Raw genomic sequence first — 15938 nt, 5'->3', positions numbered from 1 at the left:
GCTGGCGGTGGGGAGCTTGCCGCGAGCACCCTTCGCCAGCAGGCTGGCTCCCACCAGAGCGCTTAGTCATCCGTTGATCGCTACATGCGACGTCAGGAAATCGATGAACGCCCGTACGCGCGGCGGCACGAAGCGGCTGTGCGGATAGAGCAGGTTGTAAGGCCGCGAGCGACCGCCGAAGGCGGGAAGCACTTCCACCAGCGTACCTTCGGCAAGTTCGCGCTCCACGACGAAGCGATATGTCTGGAAGAGGCCGGCCCCCGCACGCGCGAGCGTGACGCCGCCAAGCACGTCTTCCGATACCGCGAAGCAACTCTCGGTCTCGTACTCGATGTCTTCCTTGCCGTTGCGGAACAGCCAGGGAATGCGCCGTCCGCTGCTCGGCAGGTCGAACTGGATGCATTCGTGGTCGTCGAGATCCTTCAGCGTCTTCGGTGCGCGGTGTTCCTTCAGGTACGCCGGCGATGCGATCACCACCAGGGGCGCGTCTTCGAGATGGCGGACGATCATCGTGGAGTCCGCCTGCGGACGCACGCGTATCGCCAGGTCGAAGGCTTCGTCCGCGAAGCCGACGTTGCGATTGCTGATGTGCAGGTCGAGGCGCACGTTCGGATGCTCGCGATGGAACGCGGGTAGCAAGGGAAGCAGGCGGTGATGTCCGTACGTCGTCGGCACGCTGATGCGCAAGCGGCCGGATAGCTGCGTGTCTTCGCCGGTGGCCATGCGCTCCGCGTCGGCGAACTGCGACAGCGCCTGGCGGCACTGCTCCATGTACACGCGTCCGGCATCGGTGAGGCGGATCTGCCGCGTGCTGCGCACGAAGAGGCGAATGCCCAGTCGCGCTTCCAGTCGAGCCACCGCGCGGCTCACCGCGGCGGGCGTCACGCCCGCCGCGGTGGCGGCGGCGGTGAAGCCGCCGAGCTCGCCCGCGAGGCAGAACAGCTCGACGCTGCCGAGCATGAGGTCGTCGAACTGTCTGTGCATGGATTACACCATGTAACGATTCAATTGCTTCCGATCTTATTTATCTACGGGCTGCGCATCAATAGAGTGTGTTCCAGCCCCGGGGCATCCGGGACGCCCATCAACCATCCGGAGTCAATGTCATGAGTACCAAGCAGACCGTCGTCGTCACCGGTGCCTCCAGCGGGCTCGGTCTCTCCATCGCCAGGGCGTTCCTCGACCTGGGCTACAACGTGGTCGGTAACGGCCGCAGCCAGGCCCGGCTCGACGAGGCCGCCGCCGCCCTCGGCAACCCGGAGCGTTTCCTGGGCGTCGCCGGCGACATCTCGCTGCCCACCACGGCCGAGGCGCTCTTCGAACGCGCCATCGCCCGTTTCGGCAAGGTGGACGTGCTGGTGAACAACGCCGGCATCTTCAACGCGAAGCCGTTCGCCGACTTCACGGTGGAGGAGATCGACGCGCTGATCGATACGAACCTGCGCGGTTTCGTCTATCCCTCGCAGGTGGCCGCCCGCCACATGTCCGCCCGCAAGGAAGGTCACATCATCAACATCACCGCGAGCGTCGCGCTGCATCCGGACCGTAACGTCCCGGCGACGATCGCCGTCCTGATCAAGGGTGGCCTGAACGACGCGACCCGTGCGCTCGCCCTCGAACTCTCGCCGTACAACGTCAAGGTGACCGCGGTCGCCCCGGGCATCATCGAGACCCCGATGCACGCGCCGGAGACGCATGGGTTCCTGAGCGGACTGAATCCGGCGGGCCGCCTCGGCCGTCCGGAGGACATCGCCGACGCGGTGGTCTACCTCGCCAACAGCTCGTTCATCAACGGTGTGGTGCTGCCGGTCGATGGCGGCGCGACGACCGGTCGCTGGTAACGCCGCCATGCCTTTCATCAGCGTACGCATCACGAAAGAAGGCAACACGCCGGAACAGAAGGCCCAGGTCATCCGCGAGATCACGGACACCATGGAACGCGTGCTCGGCAAGCCGCCCGAGGTCACCCACATCGTCATCGAAGAGGTGGCGATGGAGGACTGGGGTTACCGCGGGGTGCCGACCTCGACACTTCGGGGTCCCGATCCCGGACCGAAAGCGAAGTAAGCAAGGGGGCGGAACAGGACGTTCCCTGCAATCCGCCCCCCTCCGGTTGCAGGACCATTTCCCGGGCAATCTCCCACCCGCAGAGGTACCGTCATGAGAATGCATTTCCTCGCCGCCGTGCTGGCGGCCGGTTCGATCGTCGCCGCCACGGCGTTCGCCGGCGACTCGGCTCCCTCCCCGCAGGCGGGAAGCAGAACGGCGAGCACCGCGCCCGCGGCGAAACAGATCCGTGTCGAGAAGGTCAGCCCGGCCTACTGGCGCGTCGTGATGCACAACCCGCCGTTCAACATCTTCGGGCCCGAAACGATTCCGCAGCTGAACGAGGCGATCACGTCGATCGAGAAGGATCCGGATCTGCGCGTCGTGGTCTTCGAGAGTGACGTGCCCGGGTTCTTCCTCACGCACTACAACTTCATTCCGCCGCTTACCGATACCACCAGCATGCCGAACGGCCCGCTGGGCATGCCGCAGCTTCCGGACATGCTGATTCGCCTGAGCAAGGCGCCGGTGGTATCGATCGCGAAGATCCGTGGCCGCGCCTCGGGCGTCGGTAGCGAACTCGCCCTGGCAAGCGATCTGCGCTTCGCCAGCCGCGAGAAGGCGTTGCTATCGCAGTTCGAAGTCGGCGCAGGCTTCGTGCCCGGCGGCGGTCCGATGGCGCGCTTACCCGAGTTGATGGGCCGCGGCCGAACGCTGGAGGTGGTGCTCACCGGTAACGATTTCGACGGTGACCTCGCCGAGCGCTATGGCTACGTGAACCGATCGCTGCCCGACGCACAGCTCGACGCGTTCGTCGACACGATGGCACGCCGCATCGCGACATTCGACAAGCAGACCCTCGCCGACATCAAGGCGCAGGTCGATGCGGTGAGCCTCCCGGCGAACGAACGCATCGCCGAAGGCTGGGACAGCTTCATCCGATCGGTCCAGCGACCCGCGGCGCAGACACGCATCACGCAACTGATGAAAGAGGGGTTGCAGAAGAACCCCGACGTCGAGCGGCGGTTGCCGGTCTACACCGGACAACTCGGCGGCGACGCACCCGCGAAATAACGAAACGTCACAGCGACATCCCCGACCCGGATCTCGCGATCCGGGTTTTTTTTGCCTTTTTTCCACCCCCACCAAGAGAACATCATGAGCAACGAACAGAAAGTCGCAGTCATCACCGGCGGTTCCCAGGGTATCGGCGCCGGCCTCGTCGAAGGCTATCGCCAGCGCGGTTACCGCGTGGTCGCCACCTCGCGCTCGATCAAGCAGGGCGCCGACGCCGACGTCGTCGCCATCGCCGGCGATATCGCCGACCGCGGCACGGCGCAGCGCGTCATCGATGAAGCCGTCTCGCGCTTCGGTCGCGTCGACACCCTGGTCAACAACGCGGGCATTTTCATCGCCAAGCCGTTCACCGACTACACGGCGGAAGATTACGCCGGGATGATCGGCACGAACCTCACCGGGTTCTTCCACATCACGCAGCTCGCCATCGCCCAGATGCTGAAGCAGGGCAAGGGCCACGTGGTCAACATCACCACGCCGTTCGTGAACCAGGCGATCGCCGGCATTCCGGCCGCGCTGGCCAACATCACGAAGGGTGGCCTCACGTCGGTCGTGAAGGAACTGGCCGTGGAATACGCCGAGAAGAACATCCGCGTGAACGCCGTGGCTCCCGGCTTCGTCCGCACGCCGCTGCATTCGGCCGAAGCGCTCGAGTACCTCAAGGCGTTCAATCCGATGAAGCAGATCGGCGAAGTCAGCGACATCGTCGACGCCGTGCTTTACCTCGAGTCGGCCGGTTTCGCCACGGGCGAAGTCCTCTACGTCGACGGCGGCCAGAACGCCGGTCGCTGAGCCACATGGGTGCGGCGGCCCGATCCGGGCCGTCGTCATCACTTATCGGGAAAGACGATGAACGCGAAAACGAGCGCTTTTAAACTGCAGATCGCCTCCGACGTGATCTGCCCCTGGTGCTACATCGGCAAGCGCAGCCTCGACAAGGCGCTGGAACGGCTTGCCGCGCAGGGTATCGGGATCGATGTGGAATGGGTGCCTTACCAGCTCAACCCGACGATGCCGGCCGAAGGCATGGATCGCAGGGCGTTCCGCAGCGTGCGCTTCGGTAGCTGGGCCAATGCCCAGGCCATGGATTCCCGTGCGGTCGCCGCCGGGCGCGCCGTCGGCGCGGTATTCGACTACGACGCACAGTCGCGCACGCCGAGCACGCTCGCCGCGCACAGCCTGTCGCGCCTCGCATACGCCGAAGGCGGCTCGACGCTCCAGCACGACGTCGTCGAAGCGCTGTTCGTCGGCTACTTCGCAAAGGGCGAGGACATCGGCGACCACGCCGTGCTCGAGCGGATCGCCGTCGACGCCGGCATGTCGCCGGGTGCGGTGGAACGGGCGCTGCCGTACAAGGCCGAGGTCACGACGCTGGAAGCGATGGTGCGCGATGCCGGCATCACGGCGGTACCGAGCTACCTGGTGGACGGTCGCATGCTCTTCGCCGGTTCGCAGGACGTCGACGGTTACGTGCTGCTCCTCACGGCCGCGGCGAAGAAGGCGGCCTGACCGCGTGTGCTCCCTCACGGAGCAGGGATCTGCAAGCCGGCGTTGCCCGCTTGCGTCCATGCTCGTCGCCATGACCGCGCGTCGCGCGCGTCATGGCGGCCACGCGCCGTCCGATAGCCGGTCCCTATCGCGTCGGTAAGGAGAATGAATTTCCCCTGCGGATCGGCTGTATCTAACGTTACGGCCACGTCGCGATGCATTCGTGGCTTCTTCCGTCCAGCAAGGGTGAGACCTACATGAGCAAGTTGACCACCGCCTTCGGCGCCCCCGTCGTCGACGACAACAACACGATGACGGCAGGGCCCCGCGGTCCCGCCCTGTTGCAGGACGTATGGTTCCTGGAGAAGCTGGCACATTTCGACCGCGAGGTGATCCCCGAGCGGCGCATGCATGCCAAGGGCGCCGGTGCGTTCGGTACGTTCACCGTTACCAACGACATCACGAAGTACACCCGCGCGAAGATCTTCTCCGAAGTCGGCAAGAAGACGGAGATGATGGCCCGCTTCTCCACTGTCGCCGGCGAGCGCGGCGCGGCCGACGCGGAACGCGACATCCGTGGCTTCGCGATGAAGTTCTACACGGAAGAAGGCAACTGGGACATGGTCGGCAACAACACGCCGGTCTTCTTCATCCGCGATCCGCTGAAGTTCCCCGACCTCAACCACGCCATCAAGCGCGATCCGCGCACGGGCCTGCGCAGCGCGAACAACAACTGGGACTACTGGACGCTGCTGCCGGAGGCGCTGCACCAGGTCACGATCGTGATGAGCGAACGCGGCATCCCGAAGTCGTTCCGCCACATGCACGGGTTCGGCAGCCACACCTACAGCTTCATCAACGCGAACAACGAGCGCTTCTGGGTGAAGTTCACGTTCCGCACCCAGCAGGGCATCCAGAACTACACGGATGCGGAGGCGAGTGCCGCCATCGCGGGCGACCGCGAGACGCACCAGCGCGATCTCTACGAAGCGGTGGAGCGCGGCGAGTTCCCGAAGTGGACGCTTTACGTGCAGGTGATGCCCGAGGCCGAGGCCGCGAAGACGCCGTACAACCCGTTCGACCTCACCAAGGTGTGGCCGCACGGCGACTATCCGCTGATCGAGGTCGGCGTCGTCGAGCTGAACCGCAATCCCGAGAATTTCTTCCAGGATATCGAGCAGGCGGCGTTCTCGCCGGCCGTGATCGTGCCCGGCATCGGCTTCTCGCCGGACAAGATGCTGCAGGGTCGCCTGTTCTCGTATGGCGATACGCAGCGCTACCGTCTTGGCGTCAACTACGCGCAGATCCCGGTCAACGCACCGCGCTGCCCGGTGCACAGCTACCACCGCGATGGCGCGATGCGCGTCGACGGCAATGGCGGCGGCTCGACCCATTACGAACCGAACAGTTACGGCGCGCTGCAGGCGCAGCCCGATTTCTCGGAGCCGCCGCTGGATCTCGGCGAAACGGTGGCGAAGCGCTGGAACCATCGCGAGGACACCGACTATTTCTCGCAGCCGCGCAAGCTGTTCGAAATGATGTCGGCGGACCAGCGCAAGGCGCTGTTCGAAAACACCGCGCGGGCGATCAAGGGTGCGTCGCAGCAGGTGGTCGATCGACACATCGCCAACTGCACGGCCTGCCATCCCGAATATGGCAGCGGTGTGGCCACAGCGATTCGCGCGCTTGGCTGATCGCGCTTCGCCGGAATCGCGAGCGTGCGGGAACCCCGCTCGAGAGCGAGGGGTGCTTGTGGCAAGCACCCCTCGCGCGTCAGCGGGCTTCCTACATCACGGCGTCACCGGCAACTCCAGGTACGTGCCGCCTGCACCGTCGCGAACGATCCGTTGCGTCGCCTTCCGGTAATCGGCCGGTTTCGCGTTGAAGATGTTCGGGACGAACGTCTGCGGGTTGCGGTCGTAGAGCGGGAACCAGCTCGACTGGATCTGCACCATCACGCGGTGGCCGGGCTGGAACACGTGGTTCACCGTCGGTAGCGGGAAGCGGAAGTCCAGCGGCTTGTCCGGCGTGAGTGCCATGGGCTTGTCGTAGCCTTCGCGATAGCGACCGCGGAAGATCTCCATCGCCACCGGCAGCTGGTAACCGCCCATCGACGGCTTTTCTTCGACGTCGTCGGGGTAGACGTCGATCAGCTTGACCACCCAGTCGCTGTCGGTGCCGCTGGTGGACGCCAGCAGGTGGACGAGCGGCTCGCCGGACACGCCCATCGGCGCATCGAGCACCGGCGACACGTACGTCAGCACGTCGGTGCGCGTGGCGAACTGCCGCTGGTCGTCGACGAGCCATTCGGGCCAGCTGTCCGTCTGGTCGGGTACGCCGTGCGACCACGGCTGGATCGGACGAACGCGATAGGGCACGGGCTTCGCCGGGTCCGACACGTATTCGTCGGCGCCGCTCGAAGGCACGGCTTCGCCGAGACCACCGTCCGGCTGCACGTACCAACGATGCATGACCGGCGCGCCGCCGCCGCGCGATGTCGACGGCCACGTGTCGAGCTTGCGCCACACGTTCTCGCCGGTGACGAACGCGTTGACCGGGGCGATGTCCGCCTTCGGCGCACCGTCCTTCAGATACTGGGCCAGGAAGGGGCGGAGCATCTCCTGCCGGAACGTCGTGCCGGTGTCGCTGCCCAGGTCGATCGCACCGATCGTGTTGCCCTTTTCCCACGTCTTCGCGTGGCGCCAGGGGCCGAGCACGAGCCAGAGCTTTTCGTGCGCCGGGTCGCGCGGGGCGAGAGCGCGGTACACGGCCATGTCGCCGTAGTTGTCCTCCTGGTCCCATAGGCTGTGCACGAGCATCGTCGGTACGATCATCGGCTCCTTCGCCGCGATGCGATCGAGCGCCTGTTCGGACCAGAAGGTGTCGTAGGCGGGATGCTGCAGGATCTTCCGCCAGAAGCCGAGCGCCTCCATGCCGTAGGCCCGGCCGATGTCGCCCGCCGACCCGCCCCGCAGGTAGAGGTCGTAATCGTCGCGGTAGCCGCTGGTCCAGCCGATGTCGCTGCCGCGCGAGTTCACCATGCCGTAGATGTACGGAATCATCTGCTGGCGGAAGGCGCCGCGATGGAACCAGTCGTCGCCCATCCAGCCATCGATCATCGGGTTGATCGGCACGGCGACCTTCAGCGCCGGATGCGGGCGGATCGTGGCGATCATCGCCTCGAAGCCGTCGTACGAGATGCCGATGATGCCGACCTTGCCGTTCGATTCCGGCACGTGCTTCACGAGCCAGTCGATCGTGTCGTAGATGTCCGACGACTCGTCGATCGGTGTCGGGTTGCCGTGACCCACCGGCGGACGATTCATCACGAAGTCGCCCTCGGAGCCGTGCTTGCCGCGGATGTCCTGGATGACGCGGATGTATCCGTCCTGCACGACGATGTCGGCCGGGTTGTCGTAGCCGCGCAGCGTCGGACCGAGGTGCGGGCTGTCGCCGCGATGGCCCATGCCGTCTGCGCCATAGGGTGTGCGCGTCAGCAGCATGCCTGCATGCTTCGCGCCCTTGGGCACGAGGATCACGGTATGCAGCTTCACGCCGTCACGCATGGGGATGTCGAGCGTGCGCCGTTCGAAGTCGAAGCCCGCGTTGGTCGGCGCGAAATGCGCCGGAATCTCGCTGGGCAGGTTCTTGTAGGTCCGTTCGTCACCGGCCGCCGGGGTCGCGAGGACCCCGGTGGCGAGCGCGACGATACCGAGTCGCCATAGTGCTTGCATGACCTCTCCGTCAGAAGTCGTAGGTGACGCCGAAGCGGGCGTAACGCGGCTGCGTGTAGCTCAGCACCTGCTTGTAGCTGTCGTTCACGGACTTGCTGCTGCCCGAGACCGGGCTCGAGCGTTCGGAACGCTGCTGGTTGACCAGGTTGAACACCGATACGTTGAAGGCCAGCTTGCGGTCCGCCCACATCGGACGGTACTCGACATTCACGTCGACCAGTTCCTGCCACGGTTCGCGACCCTTCGCACCGTAGGCCGAAGGCTGGCCGAAGCAGAAGTGGTAATAGCTGCCGTAACCCGACGGGTCGCCTTCATTCGCGCCGTAACGGCCGAGGCAGCTCTTCGGCGTGCCCGACTGCACGGTCAGGTTGGCCGAGAACAGCCATTCCTGCGTGAGCTGGTACGAACCGTAGAGCTTCAGCTGGTGCTTGCGGTCGTTCGGCAGGTTGCCGTTGGCGTAATCCATCAGTGTGGCGTAATCCCAGTCGCGCGTCGCGGAGACCGAGCCCTGGTTCACGTCCGAACGCACCTGGCCCTCGGTGTTGCCGTAACTGCGCGAGTACAGGTAATCCACCTTGGCCGCCCACTTGCCGTCGAACGGGTGCTGCAGGTAGAGGTCGAGACCGTAGTAGTTGCGCTTCAGGTGGCTGAAGCCGAAGTCCGCGTTGGTGACGTTGACGTCGTAGTAGCCGCCCCCGTCCTTCGCCAGCTGGTAGGTGTTCGCGCGACCCGGATTCGACAGGTAGCAGCTGCCCACGGTCACCACGTCGATGTCCGCCCCCTGGGCGACGGCGGCGCGGGTGATGGCGCCGTTGTCGCAGACGTCGTCCAGCACGTTGCGCAGCTTGCGTACCGTGGCCTTGGCACCGGCGATCCAGTCGGCGTCGACCTGCTTGTCGATGCCGAGGATGAACTCGTCCTGGTACTCGGACTTGATGTTCTTGGCGCTGACGGTCTTCGGGTCGGGCGGCTGGCCGTATTCGCCGTTCGGAGAGACGGCGCCGCCGGTCGACGAGGCGACGTACGTAATGCCGGTGGGCAGACCGTTGCCGTCGATGCCGGTGTACGTGAAGTACTGGTTGATCGCCAGCGAACCGGCCGACGTGCGCAGCGCGACCGACGCGGGCATCGCCAGGAAATAGCGGCCCGCGTTGCCGTAGATCTTCATCGTGGAATCGCCGTTCACGTCCCAGCTGAATCCGAGACGCGGCGCCCACTGGGGCTTGGTGAGACGAAGATAAGGCTGGCCGGACGGGTTGTAATTGGTGAACTGGTCGTTGCGCAGGCCAAGCGAGAGCAGCATGCGGTCCGTGACCTGCCAATCGTCCATCACGTACTGCGCGCGCTGCTTCACGCGCACCGAGGCGAGCGTGTTGTAGTGCCGGTAGAACGCGAAGTAGCCGGTACCGCCGCCGGGGTAGTTGGCGGGCTTGTCCACGAACGGGCTGTCGCTGATGTTGAGGTTCGGATCCTGGTGGCCGTACCACAGCTCGTAACCGTCGCCGCCGATCGTGGTGCCGTCGTCGATGTCGCGCGAATCCTGGTTGTCGATACCGGCCGTGATCGAGTGATCGCCGATGCGGTAGTTGAGGTCGACGCGCAGGTTACGGTTGGTCGATTCGTGGTCCGGATTGTCGATCGTATCGAGCGTCTGGCCGTTGCCCCTGGGCGTGCCGCCGTTGAGCGCGGGGTTCTGCTGGTTGAGACCGCCGATGAAGGGGCCCGTCACGCCGGTGGCCGGCGGCTCGTTGTAATAGGTGAGTTTCGACTTGCCGTACAGCGCGGTCAGCGTCAGGTCGTCGGTGAGGTAGCTGGTGAACTTGGCCACATAGACCATCGCCCGGGTCTTGTACGTCGAATCGGTGCTGGCGAAATCGCCCACCGCGTTCTCATCGTAATCGTAGGCGTACTTGTTGCCGTTCGAGCGGTGGGTCTGGTTGACGCCGGTGAGCTCGAGGATGTTGCTGTCGTTGATGTTCCAGTCGAGCTTGCCGTACCACTTCGGGTTCTTGTATGTGTACTTCGTGTCGTACGGGTGGTTCACGTCGCCGATCGCGTTGCCCTTGCTGCGTTCCATCTCCACGGCGGCGAACGCGTACAGCTTGTCCTTGATGAGCGGGCCGCCCGCGTACGCGCTGGCGGTGGTCGTCCATTCGTGGTTATCGTCGTTGCGCTGCAGGATCGTGCCCGGGGGATTCGGGTTGTCCTGTCCATAGTGGATGTTGCGTGCGCGCGCGCGGGCGAAATCGGGTTCCCACAGGAGCTGGGCGCCGAAGTGCCATTCGTTCGTGCCGCGCTTGCCGACCTGGCTGATGACGCCGCCGTCGGAGCGGCCGTACATCGCGGAGTACCCGCCGCTAAGCACCTCCTGCTGGTCGATGGCGCCGTAGGGCAGGGTGATGCCGCCGAAGCCGCTGAGCGGATCCGTCGTGTTCATGCCGTTGATGTAGTAAGCGTTCTCCGTGACCGAGGAACCGGAGAAGCTGACGAGGGAGTTGCCCATCGCGCCCTTGAAGCCGGAGGCGCCGGGCGAGGCACCCGGAGCGAGCAGGGCAATGCCTTCGGCAGAGCGCTGCAGCGGCAGGCGCGCGAGGTCGGCCGCCGTGATCACGGTGCTGGATGCGACCGTGGCGACGTCGATCTTCGGCACCTGCGTGGCCGACACCGTGACCTGCTCGAGGTTCTGGGCGTCCTGGGACGTGGCCGGGGCGCCGAACGAGACATCGGTGGCGGCACCGACGCGCAGCGTCACGTTTTCGCGCGAATCGACGACGTTGCCGTTCGACTTCAGCGAGACCTTGTAGGTCGCAAGCGGCAGCGCGTCCGCGCTGTAACGGCCGCGCGGATCGACCTGTACCTCGCGGACGATGCCGTTGCTGCCTTCGATGAGCACGGTTTCGCCGGCGGCGGCGGGGGCCTGGCCCGCGATGCGGCCCGTGGTGGCCTGGCCGAACGCGGTACCGGACAGACCGGCCACGACGGCGGCGCAGAGCAGGGTATGACGGAGAGTGGGGCGGGGACTCATGAGGAGGGCTCCGGGAAGACGCTTGGTGGGGTTTTTATCGATTGAAATAGGTGATGCAGGGCGGCCTTCCTGGCGCGTCTTGTTTCAGGCGTAGGCGATGTCGCCTACGGCCTTACGAATGGCGGTGATGGCGCGAGACTTCTCGCTGCGACGGTCGGTGACCAGCACGTCGATACGGTCGGCCGGGCACCAGGCGACGCGGCTGCGCACGCCGATCTTGGAGTGGTCCGCCGCGATGACGATCCGGCGCGCGTTGGCGCACATGGCGCGGGCGATCTCGGCCTCTTCCATCTCGAAGCTGCTCGCACCGGCCTTCGCGTCGATGCCCACGGGCGAGACGATCGCCACGTGCGGCTGGTAGCGCGCGATCTCGGCCACGGTCGCCGAGCCCTGCGTGCAGCCGATCTGCGCGTTGAAGCGGCCGCCGAGCAGGTGGACTTCGTTGCCACCGCGACCGGCGAACCGGCTCGCGACGTCGATGGCGTTGGTGACGATGGTCAGGCCCGTACGCGCGGCGAGCGCCTCCGCGACGAGGTTCATGGTGCTGCCGGCATCCATGAAGATCGTCTGGCCGCTCTCGACCAGACTGGCGACCTTCTTCGCGATGGCACGCTTCTCGCGCACGCGCGTGGCATGGCGTACGTCGATCGGCGGCTCGTCGCCCGAGAGTACCGCGCCGCCATGCACGCGGCGGATCTCGCCTCGTTCGGCAAGTTCGACGAGGTCGCGGCGAATGGTTTCGCGCGACACGCCGAGCTCCGTCACGATGCGTTCGACGGAAACCTGCCCGCTGGTGCGGAGCAGGTCGCGGATGCGGGTGTGCCGTTCTTCATGCCACATGGCGTCGGTCCTTGATCAGATGGAGAAGCAGGCGCATGGCGCCGAGTGCCAGACCGCCGGCGAGCACGACGCACATGGCGTATGCCGCGGCCTGGGCCAGGAAGCCGTTTTCGTCGAGGCGCATCACGGTGACGGAGGCGAGGCCGAGTTCGGGCGTGACCAGGAAGATCACGCCCGACAGCGTCACCAGCGAGCGCATGAAGAGATAGAAGAACGTCGACACCGCCGCGGGCGCCGCGAACGGGAGGATCGCGTCGCGCAGTACGTGCCGGGTCTCGCCGCCGAAGACGAGTACCGCATCTTCCAGCGCCTCGGGCGCCTGCCGCATGCCCGTCTGCATCGTGAGGAAGGATTGCGCGTGGTAATGGTAGAGACTGCATGCCGCGACGAGCAGCGCGCTGCCATACAGCCAGGGCGAGAGCGGTCCGTGGTTGAAGGTCAGCACGTAGCCGAGACCGAGCACCATGCCCGGAACGGCCGCGGGCAACGACGCGAGGAACTGGACGGGCCGCGCCACGGCGACGGGCGCGCGGCGCAGACCCGCGGCCAGCGCGAACACCATCGGCGTGCCCACGCACGCGGCGAGCAGCGAGACGCCGAGCGACGTGGCGACCGGACCGTACCCATCCGGCATGCCGGCCATGTAGTTGGCGAGCGTGAGCGCGCGGTCGTACGGCCAGAGTTTCACCAGGCTGACGTACGCCACCGTGGCGACGACCGCGATAACCGGGAGCAGCGCGATCCAGGTCACCGCGCCGAGCAGGGTATCCCGCCGGAGGTCGTGCGCGGGAACCAGCGGACGTCCCGGGCTGGCGTCACCACTGTCCTGTCGCCGCTTCGCCATGCGTCCGAGCCACACCGACAGCAGGGCCGGCGCGAGCAGCAGCACGCCGAGCGTCGCGCCCATCGCGAAGTCGAGCTGGCCGACGACCTCGCTGTAGATTTCCATCGCGAGCACGCGATATCCGCCGCCCACGACAACCGCGCTGCCGAAGTCGGTAAGGGTTTCGGTGAAGACGAGAAATGCGGCGGCGAGAAGGGCGAATCGCAGGCGGGGCAGGGTGACGTCGACGAACTGTCGCCAGTCCGTCGCGCCCATCGAGGTCGCGGCGTCGTAGTGTCGGGCCGGTGTGCGCGCCAATGCCGCCGAGACGATGATCGTCGCCTGCGGCAGGCCGTACATCGTGTTGGCGAGCAGGAGTCCCCAGAATCCGTAGATGTCGGTGGGCAGGCCCGTGAGCCGGTGGACGAGGCCGTTGTGGCCGAGCAGGCAGACGAGTCCCAGGCCCAGCACGAGCGAGGGCGCGAGCATCGGCAGAACCAGTACGCCCCGGATCAACCGCTTGCCGCGCAGCCGGGAACGATGCAGGGCCATGGCGACGACGAGACCGATCGGTACGGTACATGCCGTGGTCGCGAGGCCGATCGCCACACTGTGCCACGCGGCGCGTGGCAGGCCCGGGTCGTCGGACAACCGCATGAAGTTGGCGAGCGTGAGCGCGCCGTCGGCGTCGGTGACGCTGCGCCAGAGCACGGTCGCCAGCGGGTGCACGAAGAACAGCAGCAGCGCGAGCGCGGGCACGCCGAGCAGCAGGGCGCCGGCGAACCGCGGTCGCGAGCGCGCCGACGCGGTCATGCGCACACCCAGGCGCCGCGCAATGCGTCGACGGACACGGTCTGCCCACGCGTCAGCGCGTCGCGGCCCGATACCTCCACCACCACGCGGCGGCCGCGCCATGCGAGCGTCACGCGGGCCAGGTTGCCGAGGAAGGTCGTGTCTTCGACGACGCCATCGCCGCGGGCGTCCGCCGCGATGGCGACGTCTTCGGGCCGCAGGCACAGTTCGTAGGTGGCATCCGTGCCCGGCGGCCGGCGTTCGAGGAATCCGGGCAGGGCGTCGCGTACGAAGGACGTCGGGAACAGGTTCGCGCGCCCAATGAATTCGGCGACGAAACGCGTGCGCGGCCGTTCGTAGAGATCGCGCGGCGAGCCCGTCTGCTCGATGCGTCCGTGGTTCATGCACACGATGGTGTCGGCCATCGCGAGCGCTTCCTCCTGATCGTGCGTGACCATGATCGTCGGAATGCCGAGCGCACGCTGCAGGCTGCGGATCTCGGTACGGAGCTGGCCGCGGATGGCGGGATCCAGCGCCGACAGCGGCTCGTCGAGCAGCAGCATCGCGGGCTCCGTCGCCAGCGCGCGCGCGAGGGCCACGCGTTGCTGCTGCCCGCCGGAAAGCTCGTCGGGGAAACGGGCGCCCAGGCCACCGAGACCGACGCGTTCCAGCAGTTCGCTGCTGCGCGCCGCGATCTTCGCCGGCGGGTCGCGGCGCAACCGCATCGGGTAGCCGACGTTAGCGGCGGCGGTCATGTCCGGAAACAGCGAATACGCCTGGAACACGAGCCCCATCCGCCGTTCGCGCGCCGGTACCTCCGTGATGTCGCGGCCGCCCAGCACGATGCGGCCGGCGTCCGGTGCCGTCAGGCCCGCGACGAGCCGGAGCAGGGTGGTCTTGCCGCAGCCGCTCGGGCCGAGCAGGCAGACGAATTCGTTCTCGCCGGCGTTGAAGGACACGTGGTCCAGCACGGTGTGCCCACCCCATGACTTCGCGATGTCGTCGATCCGCAGGTGCATCGAAACCATTTCCCCTGGCCGCCGCGTCAGCGCGTCAGCCGTTTGTACCTGGCGATGAGCGCCGCGCGTTCGCGCGCCGCCGTGGCGAAGTCGCGCGCGGGAAGCGTCGCGACGAGATCGGCGGGCAAGCCCTGCCGTTGCTGTTCGTCGCTGGGCGCGCTGCCCGGCGCGGCGACGATTTCCTTGTAACCGCGATAGAGCGAGGCGGCTTCGGGCGAGGCGGTCCAGTCGAGGAATCGCCGCGCGTCCTGTTCGTGGCGGGAGCCTTTCATCAGTGCGGAAGCCTCCAGTTCGTAGCCTCTCACGCCCTCCGGGATCACCATCGTCACCGGGTAGCCCTGGCGTATCGACTGCATCGCCGAGAACGCGAACGAGATGCCGATGGGGAACTCGCCGATGCGCGCGAGCTTGCACGGCGCGGATCCGGAAAGCGTCACCTGGCCCACGTTGCGCGCGATGTCGAGCACGAGCCCCATGCCGGCCGCGTCGCGGCCGGCGTCCGAGAGCGACGACACCAGCATGTACCCCGTGCCCGAGGACGCCGGGTCCGGCATGGCGACCTGTCCCCGATAGCGCGGCGAGGCGAGGTCATGCCAGCTGCGCGGCATCGGCAGCCCGCGCTCGGCGAGCGCTTCGCGGTTGACGCAGAGCGCGGCGAGAAAGCCGGTCGGTGCGAACCACCGGCCGTCGCCGTCGCGAAACGTTGGCGGCATACGATCGATGTTCGTGCCGCGGATGGGTGCCAGCAGCGCGGCGATGCGCGGGTCGAGCATGTCGGTGGCGGCCATGCCCCAGATCGCGTCGTTCCGCGGCTGCGCCGACTCGGCGAGCAGGCGCGCGGCGAGATCGCCGCTGGACAGACGGAGCACGCGGAGATCGATATCCGGGAGGGCTTTCTTCGCCGCGTCGACGTAGACGGCGATCTCGTCGCTCTCGAGCGCCGAATAGACCGTCACGGTCCCCGCCTGCGCCACACCGCATGCGGCGAGAAGCAGGGTGACGCTTCCGATTTGGCGGTATGGACGCATGGGCGGCTCGTCATGATGACCTGGCGTGTCGGCACTCGCCGACGTGGGCGGATGAATCACCCCGCC

General features: G+C 66.6%; 13 protein-coding genes. 6 read left to right on the top strand and 7 right to left on the bottom strand.

Annotated features, from left to right (window positions below; all coding sequences use genetic code 11):
- Positions 1-66: 66 nt before the first annotated feature.
- A complete protein-coding gene (locus BMX32_RS00355; RefSeq protein ID WP_089973864.1) occupies positions 67-984 on the bottom strand; it encodes a LysR substrate-binding domain-containing protein in 918 nt (305 codons plus the stop codon).
- A 122-nt stretch (positions 985-1106) separates the two neighbouring features.
- Here BMX32_RS00355 and BMX32_RS00350 point away from each other — a divergent pair, with 122 nt between their 5' ends.
- From BMX32_RS00350 to BMX32_RS00325, 6 genes are all read left to right on the top strand, one after another.
- Positions 1107-1841 carry an SDR family NAD(P)-dependent oxidoreductase gene (locus BMX32_RS00350; RefSeq protein ID WP_089973863.1) on the top strand — a complete coding sequence of 245 codons (735 nt, stop codon included), beginning with the start codon at positions 1107-1109 and terminating at the stop codon, positions 1839-1841.
- A gap of 7 nt (positions 1842-1848) precedes the next feature.
- Positions 1849-2067 carry a tautomerase family protein gene (locus tag BMX32_RS00345; RefSeq protein ID WP_089973862.1) on the top strand — a complete coding sequence of 73 codons (219 nt, stop codon included), beginning with the start codon at positions 1849-1851 and terminating at the stop codon, positions 2065-2067.
- A gap of 93 nt (positions 2068-2160) precedes the next feature.
- Positions 2161-3120 carry an enoyl-CoA hydratase/isomerase family protein gene (locus BMX32_RS00340; protein ID WP_089973861.1) on the top strand — a complete coding sequence of 320 codons (960 nt, stop codon included), beginning with the start codon at positions 2161-2163 and terminating at the stop codon, positions 3118-3120.
- 84 nt (positions 3121-3204) lie between these two features.
- Complete coding sequence (locus tag BMX32_RS00335; RefSeq protein WP_089973860.1) at positions 3205-3915, top strand: SDR family NAD(P)-dependent oxidoreductase; 711 nt, start codon at positions 3205-3207, stop codon at positions 3913-3915.
- A gap of 57 nt (positions 3916-3972) precedes the next feature.
- Positions 3973-4632 (top strand): DsbA family oxidoreductase, encoded by a 660-nt coding sequence (locus BMX32_RS00330; protein WP_089973859.1) that lies wholly within the window; start codon positions 3973-3975, stop codon positions 4630-4632.
- A 236-nt stretch (positions 4633-4868) separates the two neighbouring features.
- The gene (locus BMX32_RS00325) at positions 4869-6305 is read left to right on the top strand and encodes a catalase (RefSeq protein WP_089976755.1); all 1437 of its coding nucleotides are present in this window, start codon (positions 4869-4871) and stop codon (positions 6303-6305) included.
- A gap of 96 nt (positions 6306-6401) precedes the next feature.
- On the opposite strand, the gene BMX32_RS00320 is transcribed toward BMX32_RS00325, so the two are convergent.
- The 6 genes from BMX32_RS00320 to BMX32_RS00295 all read right to left on the bottom strand — a co-directional run bounded on the left by BMX32_RS00320 (position 6402) and on the right by BMX32_RS00295 (position 15872).
- A complete protein-coding gene (locus tag BMX32_RS00320) occupies positions 6402-8345 on the bottom strand; it encodes a CocE/NonD family hydrolase (protein ID WP_089973858.1) in 1944 nt (647 codons plus the stop codon).
- Between the two features lie 10 nt (positions 8346-8355).
- The gene (locus BMX32_RS00315) at positions 8356-11370 is read right to left on the bottom strand and encodes a TonB-dependent receptor (protein ID WP_089973857.1); all 3015 of its coding nucleotides are present in this window, start codon (positions 11368-11370) and stop codon (positions 8356-8358) included.
- An 84-nt stretch (positions 11371-11454) separates the two neighbouring features.
- On the bottom strand, positions 11455-12210 hold the full coding sequence (locus tag BMX32_RS00310; protein ID WP_089973856.1) for a DeoR/GlpR family DNA-binding transcription regulator: 756 nt from the start codon (positions 12208-12210) through the stop codon (positions 11455-11457).
- Complete coding sequence (locus BMX32_RS00305; RefSeq protein ID WP_170843524.1) at positions 12200-13846, bottom strand: ABC transporter permease subunit; 1647 nt, start codon at positions 13844-13846, stop codon at positions 12200-12202. The genes BMX32_RS00310 and BMX32_RS00305 overlap by 11 nt, the downstream gene beginning before the upstream one ends.
- Complete coding sequence (locus tag BMX32_RS00300; protein WP_089976750.1) at positions 13843-14844, bottom strand: ABC transporter ATP-binding protein; 1002 nt, start codon at positions 14842-14844, stop codon at positions 13843-13845. Before BMX32_RS00300 ends, BMX32_RS00305 begins: the two co-directional genes overlap by 4 nt.
- Before the next feature lie 26 nt (positions 14845-14870).
- Positions 14871-15872 (bottom strand): ABC transporter substrate-binding protein, encoded by a 1002-nt coding sequence (locus tag BMX32_RS00295; RefSeq protein ID WP_089973854.1) that lies wholly within the window; start codon positions 15870-15872, stop codon positions 14871-14873.
- Positions 15873-15938 lie beyond the last annotated feature (66 nt).

This window comes from Luteibacter sp. UNCMF331Sha3.1 (assembly GCF_900109915.1).
Lineage (GTDB): Bacteria > Pseudomonadota > Gammaproteobacteria > Xanthomonadales > Rhodanobacteraceae > Luteibacter.
The sequence above is the reverse complement of the archived record's forward strand: the minus strand, read 5'-3'. Positions and strand labels throughout refer to the sequence as shown.